This window comes from Bartonella sp. SL317 (genome assembly GCF_059687655.1).
Genome location: NZ_CM185144.1, coordinates 986,683 through 999,284, shown reverse-complemented (window position 1 = coordinate 999,284; position 12,602 = coordinate 986,683). Strand labels below are relative to the sequence as shown.

Sequence of the window (12,602 nt, the reverse complement as noted above, 5' to 3'; positions counted from 1 at the left end):
TATTCTAGGGACAATTGCATAAAAAACGTGTTTTTTATGCTCTAATGCAATAAAAAATAGGGAAATTAAAGCAAAACAGGCAATCCAATGATGTTATCAGGAAAAAAATTGGCAGCTTATAGAAACGGGGAAACTCTATTCAAAAACCTTTCTTTTTGTTTATTTCCACAGCAACTGATGACCATTACCGGTCCCAATGGTATCGGAAAATCTACATTACTGCGAATCATTGTTGGTCTTCTTAAAGTTGATGAAGGTCAAATCGTCCTTAAAGACCATGATCAAAGATATCCTGTTGCAACTGCGTGTCATTATCTCGGGTCTCAAAATGCCATGAAACCTTTCTTATCTGTCATAGACAATTTGCAATTTTGGACAGAGTTTTATGGTCAACCTCTATACTCCCCCTATGAGGCCCTTGCCGATATTGGTCTTTCTGATCTTGAATATTTACCCTTTAACGCTCTGTCCACTGGACAACAAAGACGTGTCGCTATTGCCCGACTTTTGCTCTCTTATCGTCCTATTTGGATTTTAGACGAACCAATATCTGGGCTTGATAGCCATGCTCAAAAACGCCTTTCTCATATTTTCCAGCGTCATCTCAATCAAGGCGGTATGATTATCGCCGCAACCCATAATTCCCTAGGTATTCCAGAAAACCATACCGTTGCTCTGGAAAAATTTTTACCTCTCTAGGAGAGAATAAAATGAAAGCACTATTCTGGCGTGATCTTAAACTATTATTAGCACCACAAACTTCTTCACTCACAGGACTATTGTTTTTCATTGCTGTTGTTATTATAACCCCTTTTGCCATTGGACCAGATCCCAAAACTCTTGCTCAAATAGGACCAGGAATATTGTGGTTTGGAGCCCTTTTCGCAGGACTTCTCAATCTGAATAAACTTTTTCAAATCGATCGCGATGATGGCAATCTCGATCAATTTATCCTTTCAGGACAACAACAAAGTTTTACACTGATTGTTTTTACCAAATGCATCGCTCATTGGATAGGAACAATGCTTCCGCTCATTTTTGTAACACCTATTTTAGCCCTCATGCTCCACTTAGATGTCACGATAACTTTTACAACAATCCTTACCCTTTTATGCGGAACACCAGCTATCGTTTTTATTGGCGCTATAGGAGCGGCACTTGCAGCCTCATTGTTACACAGCACTCTTCTTATTTTCATCATTATCTTACCGTGGATTATTCCCATTATGATTTTTGGCGTTTCAGCTGCAACTGCCCCAACAAATCCAAATGCCTCTTTTCTCGCATCCTTAGCGCTTCTTAGCGCTTTTTCACTTCTTTTGAGTCTTTTTAGTTCTTTTGTTTCTGCCTTAACACTCAAGCTTTTATCAGAATAATAAAAGATGATTGCCGTATAGCGAAACTCTGCCTATTATGAATTTCATGAATGAACTATCTCATACACATAAAATAAGGTCATGGCCTGCAAGTTTTACCCGTTTCATGAAAATAAGCAGTATCGTTTTGCCTTGGCTCGCCAGCATAACGGTTTGTCTTCTTATCTTAGGGCTTATTCTAGTGATGCATTCCCCAGACGACTATCAACAGGGTATCACTGTTAGGATTATGTACCTTCATGTACCTTTCGCGTGGTTATCTACATTCTGTTATGTATTAATAAGTGTAGCAGCATTAGGAACTTTGATTTGGCAATATCATCTTGCTGATGTGGTTCTCAAATGTGGTGCAAATATTGGAGCAATTTTTACCGCCTTGGCTCTCATGACAGGAGCGCTGTGGGGGAGACCAACATGGGGAACGTGGTGGGTTTGGGATGCACGATTAACATCGGTTTTAATTCTGCTTTTTATCTATCTTTCCATTATTCTGCTTGGACGTGCTTTTGATAACCAAGCAAAAGCTGCTCGTGCTACTGCAATTCTTACCCTTGTTGGATTTGTTAATATTCCTATTATTAAATTTTCCGTTAATTGGTGGAATACATTGCATCAACCAGCCTCCCTGTTACGTGCTGGAGGACCAACAATCGACAATGCTATGTTATGGCCCCTTATAACAATGCTATTTTGTTTCATCTTTATGTGTATTACGCTCTATTTAATGGCGATGCGAAATGAAATTAATCATCGTTATATCCAAATACTTCAGACCCAAAAATCCCGTCGTATACAACAACAGGACTCTTCATCATGCTAGACCTAAATGGCATTCACAGCGGGCTTTTAGGAAACTTATCGCAAAAAATTGACTTTTTCCTTGGAACCCTAAAACACGAGCAAATTGTTGTTTTAAGCTATGTACTTTCTGCAATATCCCTCTTATCCCTCCTTGGCTATATGTTTTGCAAAGCTTTATACCAAAAAAAAATTCTCCAACAGCTAAACAAAAAAGAACTGTCGCCAAAAGAAAAATACAATGAAGAACACCCCTTCAAAACTTAAAAAAAATATATCTTCACCTGTTGTATTTGTTCTTTTTGGACCATTTGTACTGTTTCTTCTTCTCATCGCGCTTTTTTTCAATTTTATGGATAAGGAATACTCTCAAGATCCTTCTCTTCTTCCAAATGCATTGGCTGAAAAGCCTGCCCCCAATACGTACCTTCCTCTTCTTGATAAAGAAAATTATCTCAATTCAAAACAATTTAAAGGACGTGTAACATTGGTCAATTTTTGGGGTTCTTGGTGTTTACCCTGTCGCCAAGAGCATCCTCTTCTTATGAAAATTGCACAAGATAAACGTTTTGATCTGATTGGTATTAATTATAAGGATAACAAAGTAAATGCCCTGCGCTTTTTAAATAACTTCGGGAATCCTTTTAAATTGATTGGCTTTGATGTTTCAGGCTATACAGCCATTAATTGGGGGGTATATGGACCACCAGAAACCTTTCTCTTAAATAAAGAGAGTATCATTATCGCTAAACATGTTGGTCCTTTAACATGGCAAATTTATCAGAAAAAAATTCTCCCAAAAATTGAACAAGCAATTATGACAGAAGAAAAATAAAATATTAACATATTGATTTATAAATAAAGTTTATCAATATATTCATGAGTTTTATAAAAGGATTCATTGTAAGCAATAAACTAAAAAGTAAAAAAGAATCCCTTTCAAGAGAAAAAAGTATCTTTTACAAAGAGCCCTTTTTCACAAAATTATATAACCTGAATAATGATTTCAACAGAAAGATCATTCGCATACGCCTAAAAAAGCTAAAGAAAGAAATATTCTAGAGGTTCATATAAGCTTATGCTTTACGTTTTTAGAGCACAAACTAAAATGGGCTTTTATTGCAATCATCATTTTTCTATGAAATTGATTATATTTTTTCTTCCAAAAGTTCTTGTGGTGTAAAACGATAGGTTTTCGAGCAAAATTCACATGTGACTGAAATATATGTATCTTTAACCATTTTATTGCGTTCATCAATCGGAAACCCTTCTAAGATTCCTTTAATTTTTTCGCGTGAACAAGAACACTGATCAACAAGAGATAAAGGATTAAAAACTCTCACACCTCGTTCATGAAAAAGACGGAACAAGAGCTGTTTACTCCCAACTTGAGGATCTGTTAATTCTGAACTTTCAATCGTTGCCATAAGTATTTTAGCTTCTTGCCATTGGTTATCCAATTGGGTTTTTGTTTCTTCTCGCTTTTGATGAGGAGCAGCTATTTTATGATGGGACGATGCTTGAGGCAAAAGTTGAGTCAAAATACCTCCAGCTCGCCAGCTTTTTTGCGGCTTTCCTTGTTGATCACGGTTGATTAATATAGCAACAGCCAAACGGATATCGGTTGGAATTTGCTCTGACTGATCAAAGTAAGTACGAGCAGCTTCCTGTAAATTTGATCCATCTAATGCCACTATCCCTTGATAGGGTTGCATGTGGGGTCCTTGATCAATCGTGAAAGCTAAAGTGCCTTTTCCTAAAAGTGTTTTTGAAGATGTTTGATCATGGTCCATGGCTTCTTTAAGCTGTTCTTTATCAAAACGAGCGTATCCACGTAAACTAGAAGGAGGAGAAAAATCACACACTAACATATTAACCGGCCCATCGGAATGGGTTTGTAAAATAAATTTTCCCGTAAGCTTGAGAGAGGTTCCAAGTAGAACAGTTAAAAGTAAAGCCTCTGCCAGAAGAGATGAAACCGATTCAGGATATTGATGTCTGTTAAGAATAGAATTTAAAGTTTCCCCAAGTTGTACGGCACGTCCACGGATATCAAGTTCTTCAACTTGAAAAGGAATAACACAATCATCTTCATGCAAAGAGATATGGTTGAAAGAGACTTCATCTTTAGCGGATTCATTCATGGCTTTACCTTATTATTATAATTTTTTATAAGAAGACTATTGTGGAGAGAAAAATGCATCTTGTAAATACCAAGACAGAAACGCTTTTTGAGCATGAAAACGATTTTCAACCTCATCGAAAATAACTGAATGTAGTCCACCAATCACAGTCTTGGTAACTTCTCCCCTACGATGAGCAAGTAGGCAATGCATAAAAAAGTATCAAGTTTTGCTAATGTCATGAAAACTTCATTGACGTGATAAGGCTGAAAAATACAATAACTGCAAGTATGAAATTCTTATCCCGTCGAGACTCGGTCGTAATACAATCAGCATTTTTAGCTACTTTGGAGGATTATGGAGTAGCGTAAGATGCGTTCCCCATTTGACTGCCCAATCTATAAATTGTTCTTGAAGTTCACTCTCCTCTGGAGTGGTAATATGAAAATGAAAATCAAAAAGAGCCACAGCTTTAATAAAGGAATGGAGCACTTTATTTCCATCCTCCATCCACACAAATATTTTGTCCGTAATTGGCCCACGATGTTCCTCATAGGTTAAAGTATCTGCTAGAATTTGGTAAGATCACTTGTCAGGGCATTTATGACTGAAATTTGTGCATATTGCACTCATTTGAGTATGCATTGATGTTTTGTTGCTTGCAATATCACGATATCCCCAAAATGTGATAAAATGCGTATGTCAGCTATATTGTTAATATAACCAAGCTGCATTTTCAAACCGGTAAGCATGATGGAACTTCTCCCCAAGCTGACGCACACTGATATCACATGAAATATAGGGGCATGCATATGGTTTTTCAAAAATTATCGTAGGTGTTTTATCTATAGACAAGGTACTGATTTATAATGAATAATTTAGCGCTATTCGCCTTGAATTAAAACCTCGAATAACGTAAGATTTTCTCATCGTTTCCAAAAAAATAGACTCATGGCATTGCAACACCAAAACCAGATATCAACTTGATTAAAGAACGTCTCAAGCTTGCAGAACTATTAGAAAAGAATTAAAATAATCAATGGTTTTCACAGGAGTTCTAATGTTTATATGGATCTTGGTTTTTCAGATTCTAGAGAGAAGCTAACCAAAGCGCAACTTACGCATAAAATCAGTCAAACTCTTAAAGAAAAAACTTAATGCAAAAGCAAGCTAGCCAATTTTTAAAAATGACTTAACCGCAATTGTCTAAACTTTTAAGTGGAGAATTTCGAGTAAGTGAAAAATTTCGTGGGATAAGTGAAATGAACATGCTTGAGTGTTTTGGAAAATGTGGATATAATGCCAAAGTTTTTATGATAAAAAAATTTACAACACTTGAAGGACGGTTTAAAATTGTTTTTTAAATTTATTTGTGATTTGTTTTTTCTGTTATTTTCAATGTTATTGTAATAGATGTCAGTCTTATATAGAAACGGTCACTTAAATTACGTGTAAAGGGGGGGAATTTTTAAGTGGCGTCATATAAAATAGCTTGATTCAACCTATTCAATTTATTGTATTTTTACTTATAATATTTTGTTAAAATTCAAAAGCTTTAAGCCTTTCCCATTTTGTGACGGCCCTCATGAAGGGTATAACGATAAAGCCATTGAGACCCTCATCTTTACACTTATGAAGAAGCAAACTGATATCATTACACATTTGTCATCAGCCCTAGAATGTTGCGACAACCTTTAGTACTTTAGGTGGTTCATTAGAGGCATTTTTATTGTATAGTTTTTACCCACACGACCCACCTGCTTGTAGTGTGCAAGAGAATGGTTTTGATTGATTCAAGATAAACAGATTTGAAATGAGAGAATCCTACGATATTCGGGATTCTTATTCAAGTTGAATAATGATAAATTATCATTATAAATCAATACTTATATCTCAAAAGATGCTTTAAGGGTTTTTGCATAATCGATTAGTGCATATGTTACTCCTAGTATTAAAATGGATAAGTCCATAAAATAATGAAGAACTTTTGTCATATGTAATATTTATCTTTTTTTGTTTACGTGCGAAAGATAAGCAATTGCTTTTTCAATACGATGCAAACTTTCATCAATCTCTTTTTCCCTAATGATAAGAGGAGGCAATAAGCGCACGACATTGTTGTTGGCTGCAACACTTAGGAGATATTCTTTTTCCAAAGCATCGACGACAAGATTTGAAGGAACAACACACTGAATGCCCACCATAAGCCCCATCCCCTGAACTGCACAGATAATATCAGGATAGATATTGACAATATGCAAAAGTCCACTTTTCAGTTTATCCCCCATGTTTTGCACATGGCTAAGAAAACTTGGCTCTAACAGGGTATCGAGAACAGTATTTCCTACAGCCATTCCAAGAAGATTTCCTCCAAAGGTTGAACCATGGGTCCCAAGTGTCATGCTTTTTGCAACTTTATCCGTTGCAAGGCAAGCCCCTAATGGAAATCCACCCCCTAGTCCTTTTGCGAGGGTCAAAATATCAGGTGTAACATCACTCCATTCATAAGCAAAAAGCTTTCCTGTTCGCCCCATACCCGTTTGAACTTCATCAAAAATCAACAATAGACCATTATCATCGCATATTTTGCGCAAAAATCTTAAATATTCATGAGAAACCGTTCGTATCCCTCCTTCTCCTTGAATGGGTTCAATAAGAATAGCAGCGGTATTTTTATGAATAGCATTACGCAAAGCGCTTTCATCACAAAAAGGGACTTGAATAAATCCACCAGCTTTAGGCCCAAAGCCTTCCAGATATTTTTTATGCCCCGTCGCAGCAAGCGCTGCAAGTGTCCGCCCATGAAATGCCCCTTCAAAAGTAATGATTTCAATGCGTTCTGGATAACCCGCGGCATAGTAATAATGACGTGCCGTTTTGAAAGCGCATTCCAATGCTTCAGTGCCTGAATTGCAGAAAAAAACCTTATCTGCAAAACTATTTGCACAAAGCCGCGTGGCAAGAGCAGTTTGTTCAGGAGACTGAAAAAGATTAGAAACATGCCAAAGTTTTTCAGCTTGCCTTTTAAGCGTATCAACCAATTTAGGATGGGCATGCCCTAATGCATTAACAGCAACACCAGATGTGAAATCAAGATAATGTTCTCCTTTATCGGAAATAAGCCATACATCATGCCCCTGTTCAAAATGCAAATTCCGTCGTGCAAAACATTCGTAAAGTGGTTGAATAGAGATGGCATCCATCATTATTTCCTTTATATTTTAACCTTTTTAATATATACAAAGCAACACTACAAATAAGACAACATGATACATTTCGTTACAGTATTTTCAACGTTTCATGAGGATGAATGATTATATTTACGAATTAGATCATTCCACCAATTGAAAAAAGTCAACGAAAGTTCTACAAGTAAGCATAAGCATTTTGAGGAAAAGCCTTAAATATAAAGTGAACGTTTAACCTATGATTAATTTGCAAATTGGGGAAAATCTTTTAAATAAACTCTTTAAGAGGCAAAGGCTCTTGTCATAGGGTGAGTGCATATTGTAATTTATATTATAGTTAAGCAAGATGATGTGTTTTAATTTGTAAGGTCCACAAGTTGGATGATTTTTTTATACTCCTTAGAGTATAAAATTCTTTCATTCAGCGCATTGGAAATGTTATTGAAACATTTGAAGATGTGAAGGGGAAGCATCTCAGTGATATAATCGGAATGGAGTGCTGGTATGGGTTGGACATGTGAACGCGTTGAGCTTCTTAAAAAGCTTTGGAGTGAAGGGTTAAGCGCAAGTCAAATTGCTGCTCAATTAGGTGGAGTCAGCAGAAATGCAGTTATCGGTAAAGTGCATCGATTAAAATTGCCAGGGCGTGGTAAAACAGCACCAGGAAGCGTGCGTGCGCAAAAAACTCCCGCAGGAAACAGCCCATCATCTCCACGTGTGCGTCGCAACACATCCACCGCATCACCAATAAACACACCACCTGCTGATGTTGAAGAAAAAACTTTAAAGACAGAGTTTGTAGCAGAAACTGTAAAAGAAGTTGATATGTCTACAAAATCTAATGTCGTTGTGCCTATATCACGTCAACTTAATCTTCTACAATTGAGTGAAAATACATGTAGATGGCCGGTTGGGGATCCATTATCAGCAGATTTTCATTTTTGTGGTGCTGATTCTGATGAAAATAGCCCCTATTGTGCTTTTCATGCTAAGCTAGCATTTCAACCAATATCCGAAAGACGACGAATAAGAGTGTAAACCCCACGATTAATCTCATATTCTGTATTTTCTATGCTTCATTATTAAATTTCAATGATTAAATTATTATAAAATAAGAAACTTTAGAAGCTTTTAGTCAATGAGGATATCTCTTCATAAAATTATATCTTTTGGTGCTGTTGCATAGCTAGATGTAACAATTTATTGGTTTATAAAGATACTCTAGCGTCATTCATATTAAATTATAACTCAGAATATCGTAAGATTTTCTCATTTCAAATCTGTTTATTTTGAATCAATCAAAACCATTTGCTTACACACCACAAGCGAGTGAACCATGTAAAGATAGGGACTAAAAATGCCTCTTATAGCTCTTTTTAAGTGCCAAAAACTTTAAGAGTTATCCCAACATTGAGGGTAAAATATGTGATAGTGCCAACTTGCGCTTTAAACTTAAATATCAAGGTCCTGAATAGATTTATCGTTATATCCTTCATGAGAGCCGTCTCAAAACAGATGTGACGAGCATTGAGAAATGTTTTTTAACAAGCTCGTGAATTAGCAAAACCAATGGCATTTTACTTACATGAGAGTCGTGGCCCCAAAAAACACGCAATAAACAAAAGCGTAAAGCAACGTAATCTTTATTATTTAAAAGATATTGCTTTAGATACTTTTGAAAACCGTAAAGCCAAATTAAAAGGAAATGACTAAACTGGGGAACACCTTTAAAGCTTTATATCCTTCTTCACATTAGGCTATTTTCCTATTTCAGAAATTACCCCACAAAAGATACGCTCATCCTATTTGACATACAAAATCTGATACAGCTCGTAAGAGCAATGAATCACCTTAATATTTATCTCAAACATACGGCTGCATGAGGTTTGAACCTTGATTTATCAGAAACGACAAAAGTAAAAACTCTCTTAAAGAAACAACCCCATAAAACGTAAAATTGACCAATAATGAATCCGGAAAACTTGGCAGCTTTTTATAAAAATTTTTGCGACATACCAACATGACACATCAGACTTTACATTTACCTATTCTTACAAGAATTCGTACAAAGTCCCTATACGTCATATTCATAAAGATCGGGTTGATAGAAATATATGAACACCCCCTACCTTTAAAATATGGAAAAGTGCCGTGATACTATAAGAAAACTTTGCGGGCCTTTATCATAAAAAGCCATGAAAGTAATTAAATAACTCCACTCTCTTTCAAAAGTGCTCTACTTAAAACTTTCTGTTTTTATAGGTGACGAAATCTTATTAAACTATAAAAAACGAAAAAAATGAGCCCAATACACAGAGTATAAGACGATAGTCTTTATAAAAAATTAAAAATAAGAAGATATTGCATTAAAAGCGTCTTATACAATAGACGAAAATAATGACTGTATCATTATAAATCAATAGCTTATCTTATCTCTTCTATGATCTATAATAGACAAAATCTTTTGAAATAAATATTAAATCTAAAACGACAACAATAACATCACTTTCCTTTTCCCGACAAGAAACGACGCAACCAAATATACAGTGCACCTTCACCACCATGATGACGCGCGGCTTGCTCAAATGCATGAACATAATATCGAAAAGCTGGTGTTGATAACCAATATGGAACAAATCTATACAAAGCCCCATCGCTCCCAACAGATCGGCCCTTTCCTGTAATCACTAGAACATAACGCAATCCACTCTGCTGAGAGGATTGTAAAAAATTTTTTAAGAAAAAATAAGCTTCTTCCTGCATATAACCGTGAAGATCAAGACGCGCTTCAAGAGGATAACGACCTTGGGAAATTTTACGGTGTGCAACATGATCAAAAAAATGAATTTTATGTGTTTGTGTAACTGCTCTCTTTTCTTTTTTAATAATTGTTGAGCCTTGTTGATTTTCCTGAGAAGTTAAAGGGTTTTGAGTTGTACGCTGTTTTTTATCATTAATATTTGCAATATCTTCTAAAATAAAAGGAGGTATCTTATCATGAAGAGGTTTTGTCGTACGACACACCCTCTCCCATAAAAGACGGTCTTTTGAAGTTAATAAATCTCTTTTTTGTCTCCACTCACTTGAGGACATTTTAATTTCTCATAAATCATTGCGTACTTATGGAAGAAAAAAAATACTTTAATTTTCATCTTCTGTGGCAAAAAGCTTCCAGTTTGGATCCGGCGATAGGCTATTGCGAACAAACGTCCAAATGTCCCTAATTTCTACAATAGTATCGGGATCACCATCTATACGCTCTCCCTGTTCATTATAAGTAACAGAAATCATCTCACTGACAATACGTACCGTTAAAAGTTCGTCCTTTTCTTGTATTGCCGCCGCAACAAACTCAATTTTATTAATTCCAACAAAAGTAAACTCTACTCTTTCTTTGTTTTTTTCTCGTTGCTCAATAGCAGTACAAAAGTTCTCAAAAACATCCTGACAAAGCAAGCTTTTAAGTTGACCACGATCACCTTTAGCAAAAGCCGTTACAATCATCTCATAAGCAATTTGCGCACCCTTTATAAAAGATTGAGGAGAAAAATGAGGATCAATTTTACACAGTGCGCGCAAATCTTCATTCAAAACACTCCCCTCCGGTGCAATTTTATCAATTTCACTAAAATCACCTTTTTGTGAATTTTTTTGATGAGGGAACGAAACAATATTATCAGCCGTTTCTGTCTCAGCTTGTTTCTTAGAACGACATGAATAAGGATCAAAGGGGGGTTTCTCAAACCCAATTCGTTTCCCTAATACACTACGGAGTTGCACAAAAATAACAACCATAACAACAAGAGCGATGACAAGTATAACGTCAAATTCCATGGGCGCTGTCAATCTCCAAGCTTTAAGTCTGTAATAAACATTGCAGTCAATACCATTTATCAATAAATATGTAAAATAAGGAATCCTACCATTCAAATATTTTTATAGATTTTATATGAAGGATTTCTCCCCACCTCATCCAGAAGGAAATTTTCATGTGATAAAACTTTATTCTATAAAACCTCGTTTTTTTGTCGTTATTTTTCTTTGTTTTCTTTTAATTGAGATCGCTGGTTTTATCTTTGTTGGTCAAGCAATTGGTATTTTAGCAACTTTGAGTTTGGTTATTTTCACAACCATAGTTGGGGTTGTTTTATTGCGAATTCAAGGGATTAGCCTTTTAAAAAACATACAAAATGAACTTATCCAAGGACGTGCATTAGAAAATAATATTATTCATGATGCTTTCATCATGTTTAGTGCGCTTTTGCTCATTCTTCCTGGCTTTGTAAGTGATCTTTTGGGAATATTGCTTCTTATTAAACCAATTCGCTCTGTTATTTGGCATTTTTTTTCATCATTAAAAAACAAAATGAATCCCAACACGAAAAGAACACATGATTCTGAAAAAATAATTGATCTTAATGCTGAAGATTACAAAGTTTATGATACAAAAGAATCCCCATGGCGCAAAAATGATGATAACCATTAAAATGCTCCAAAATTTGTAATGAATTAAAAAATCTTCAAGATAAAAAGAGCGCATTCCTTGCAACCTCTTGCAAGGCGTGATAACCAATCCGATCTTTAGAGCTAAAATAAAAACATATATACTATAATGAGAGAGGTTCGTCGTATGGCTGAAGGTGAAATGAACAACAATAGTGTAGAGCCGGTTTTTGCTGTATTAACTCAATATTTAAAAGATTTCTCATTCGAGAACCCAGGTGCTCCTCATTCATTGCGTGCACGTGAAAAATCCCCACAAATTGATATCAATATTAATGTCAATGCTAACCCCATTGGGGATGATAATTATGATGTCGTTTTGTCTCTCTCCGTCAAAGCCAATGATGACACTGAAACCTTATTTCATGTAGAGCTGATTTATGGTGGCGTTTTCCACCTTAAAAACATTCCACAAGAACATGTTATGCCACTGGTCTTTATTGAATGTCCTCGTCTTTTATTTCCATTTGCTCGCCAAATTATATCGAATGCTACTCAAAATGGTGGTTTTCCGCCTTTATGGATTGATCCCATTGATTTTGCAGCCCTCTTCCAAAAGCGTCTTGCTGAAGAACAAAAAGACAATCAGACACAGCCATCCTAAAAATTTATTC

Annotated in this window: 13 protein-coding genes; 8 read left to right on the top strand and 5 right to left on the bottom strand. The window is 35.7% G+C overall.

Going from position 1 to position 12,602, the window contains the following annotated elements; all coding sequences use genetic code 11:
- The first annotated feature begins 87 nt into the window (after positions 1 to 87).
- Genes ccmA through AC6ER9_RS04520 form a run of 5 tightly spaced genes read left to right on the top strand, consistent with a single transcriptional unit; the run spans position 88 to position 3,009 of the window.
- Positions 88 to 699, top strand: coding sequence for a heme ABC exporter ATP-binding protein CcmA (gene ccmA / locus AC6ER9_RS04540; RefSeq protein WP_497075185.1), 612 nt, complete (start codon positions 88 to 90; stop codon positions 697 to 699).
- An 11-nt stretch (positions 700 to 710) separates the two neighbouring features.
- On the top strand, positions 711 to 1,376 hold the full coding sequence (ccmB, locus tag AC6ER9_RS04535; RefSeq protein ID WP_497075184.1) for a heme exporter protein CcmB: 666 nt from the start codon (positions 711 to 713) through the stop codon (positions 1,374 to 1,376).
- Between the two features lie 46 nt (positions 1,377 to 1,422).
- A complete protein-coding gene (locus AC6ER9_RS04530) occupies positions 1,423 to 2,196 on the top strand; it encodes a heme ABC transporter permease (RefSeq protein ID WP_497075183.1) in 774 nt (257 codons plus the stop codon).
- Entirely contained in the window at positions 2,190 to 2,441 is a 252-nt protein-coding gene (locus AC6ER9_RS04525; RefSeq protein WP_497075182.1) for a hypothetical protein, read from the top strand. The genes AC6ER9_RS04530 and AC6ER9_RS04525 overlap by 7 nt, the downstream gene beginning before the upstream one ends.
- A complete protein-coding gene (locus AC6ER9_RS04520; protein ID WP_497075181.1) occupies positions 2,416 to 3,009 on the top strand; it encodes a DsbE family thiol:disulfide interchange protein in 594 nt (197 codons plus the stop codon). The genes AC6ER9_RS04525 and AC6ER9_RS04520 overlap by 26 nt, the downstream gene beginning before the upstream one ends.
- 313 nt (positions 3,010 to 3,322) lie before the next feature.
- Here AC6ER9_RS04520 and AC6ER9_RS04515 read toward each other — a convergent pair whose 3' ends face one another.
- From AC6ER9_RS04515 to AC6ER9_RS04505, 3 genes are all read right to left on the bottom strand, one after another.
- Complete coding sequence (locus tag AC6ER9_RS04515) at positions 3,323 to 4,318, bottom strand: Hsp33 family molecular chaperone (RefSeq protein WP_497075180.1); 996 nt, start codon at positions 4,316 to 4,318, stop codon at positions 3,323 to 3,325.
- A gap of 36 nt (positions 4,319 to 4,354) precedes the next feature.
- Positions 4,355 to 4,510: an ornithine carbamoyltransferase gene (locus AC6ER9_RS04510; RefSeq protein WP_497075179.1), complete on the bottom strand. Its 156-nt coding sequence runs from the start codon at positions 4,508 to 4,510 to the stop codon at positions 4,355 to 4,357.
- Between the two features lie 1,790 nt (positions 4,511 to 6,300).
- On the bottom strand, positions 6,301 to 7,500 hold the full coding sequence (locus AC6ER9_RS04505) for an aspartate aminotransferase family protein (protein ID WP_497075275.1): 1,200 nt from the start codon (positions 7,498 to 7,500) through the stop codon (positions 6,301 to 6,303).
- A 489-nt stretch (positions 7,501 to 7,989) separates the two neighbouring features.
- Here AC6ER9_RS04505 and AC6ER9_RS04500 point away from each other — a divergent pair, with 489 nt between their 5' ends.
- Positions 7,990 to 8,523, top strand: coding sequence for a GcrA family cell cycle regulator (locus AC6ER9_RS04500; protein WP_497075178.1), 534 nt, complete (start codon positions 7,990 to 7,992; stop codon positions 8,521 to 8,523).
- Between the two features lie 1,464 nt (positions 8,524 to 9,987).
- On the opposite strand, the gene AC6ER9_RS04495 is transcribed toward AC6ER9_RS04500, so the two are convergent.
- On the bottom strand, positions 9,988 to 10,578 hold the full coding sequence (locus tag AC6ER9_RS04495) for a Smr/MutS family protein (RefSeq protein WP_497075177.1): 591 nt from the start codon (positions 10,576 to 10,578) through the stop codon (positions 9,988 to 9,990).
- 48 nt (positions 10,579 to 10,626) lie between these two features.
- Complete coding sequence (locus tag AC6ER9_RS04490; RefSeq protein ID WP_497075176.1) at positions 10,627 to 11,319, bottom strand: Tim44/TimA family putative adaptor protein; 693 nt, start codon at positions 11,317 to 11,319, stop codon at positions 10,627 to 10,629.
- Positions 11,320 to 11,476: 157 nt separating this feature from the next.
- Between AC6ER9_RS04490 and AC6ER9_RS04485 the strand changes: the two genes are divergently transcribed.
- Together AC6ER9_RS04485 and secB are read left to right on the top strand one after the other, a co-directional pair.
- The gene (locus AC6ER9_RS04485) at positions 11,477 to 11,971 is read left to right on the top strand and encodes an FxsA family protein (RefSeq protein ID WP_497075175.1); all 495 of its coding nucleotides are present in this window, start codon (positions 11,477 to 11,479) and stop codon (positions 11,969 to 11,971) included.
- Between the two features lie 144 nt (positions 11,972 to 12,115).
- Positions 12,116 to 12,592: a protein-export chaperone SecB gene (secB, locus tag AC6ER9_RS04480; RefSeq protein ID WP_497075174.1), complete on the top strand. Its 477-nt coding sequence runs from the start codon at positions 12,116 to 12,118 to the stop codon at positions 12,590 to 12,592.
- Positions 12,593 to 12,602 lie beyond the last annotated feature (10 nt).

What these genes read in the sequence shown, in the direction of transcription:
- AC6ER9_RS04495 (WP_497075177.1), bottom strand. Translation starts at nt 10,578, where the DNA reads ATGTCCTCAAGTGAGTGGAGACAAAAAAGAGATTTATTAACTTCAAAA.
- AC6ER9_RS04525 (WP_497075182.1), top strand. Translation starts at nt 2,190, where the DNA reads ATGCTAGACCTAAATGGCATTCACAGCGGGCTTTTAGGAAACTTATCG.
- ccmB (WP_497075184.1), top strand. Translation starts at nt 711, where the DNA reads ATGAAAGCACTATTCTGGCGTGATCTTAAACTATTATTAGCACCACAA.
- ccmA (WP_497075185.1), top strand. Translation starts at nt 88, where the DNA reads ATGATGTTATCAGGAAAAAAATTGGCAGCTTATAGAAACGGGGAAACT.
- AC6ER9_RS04505 (WP_497075275.1), bottom strand. Translation starts at nt 7,500, where the DNA reads ATGGATGCCATCTCTATTCAACCACTTTACGAATGTTTTGCACGACGG.
- secB (WP_497075174.1), top strand. Translation starts at nt 12,116, where the DNA reads ATGGCTGAAGGTGAAATGAACAACAATAGTGTAGAGCCGGTTTTTGCT.
- AC6ER9_RS04500 (WP_497075178.1), top strand. Translation starts at nt 7,990, where the DNA reads ATGGGTTGGACATGTGAACGCGTTGAGCTTCTTAAAAAGCTTTGGAGT.
- AC6ER9_RS04520 (WP_497075181.1), top strand. Translation starts at nt 2,416, where the DNA reads ATGAAGAACACCCCTTCAAAACTTAAAAAAAATATATCTTCACCTGTT.
- AC6ER9_RS04515 (WP_497075180.1), bottom strand. Translation starts at nt 4,318, where the DNA reads ATGAATGAATCCGCTAAAGATGAAGTCTCTTTCAACCATATCTCTTTG.
- AC6ER9_RS04490 (WP_497075176.1), bottom strand. Translation starts at nt 11,319, where the DNA reads ATGGAATTTGACGTTATACTTGTCATCGCTCTTGTTGTTATGGTTGTT.
- AC6ER9_RS04510 (WP_497075179.1), bottom strand. Translation starts at nt 4,510, where the DNA reads ATGCATTGCCTACTTGCTCATCGTAGGGGAGAAGTTACCAAGACTGTG.
- AC6ER9_RS04530 (WP_497075183.1), top strand. Translation starts at nt 1,423, where the DNA reads ATGAATGAACTATCTCATACACATAAAATAAGGTCATGGCCTGCAAGT.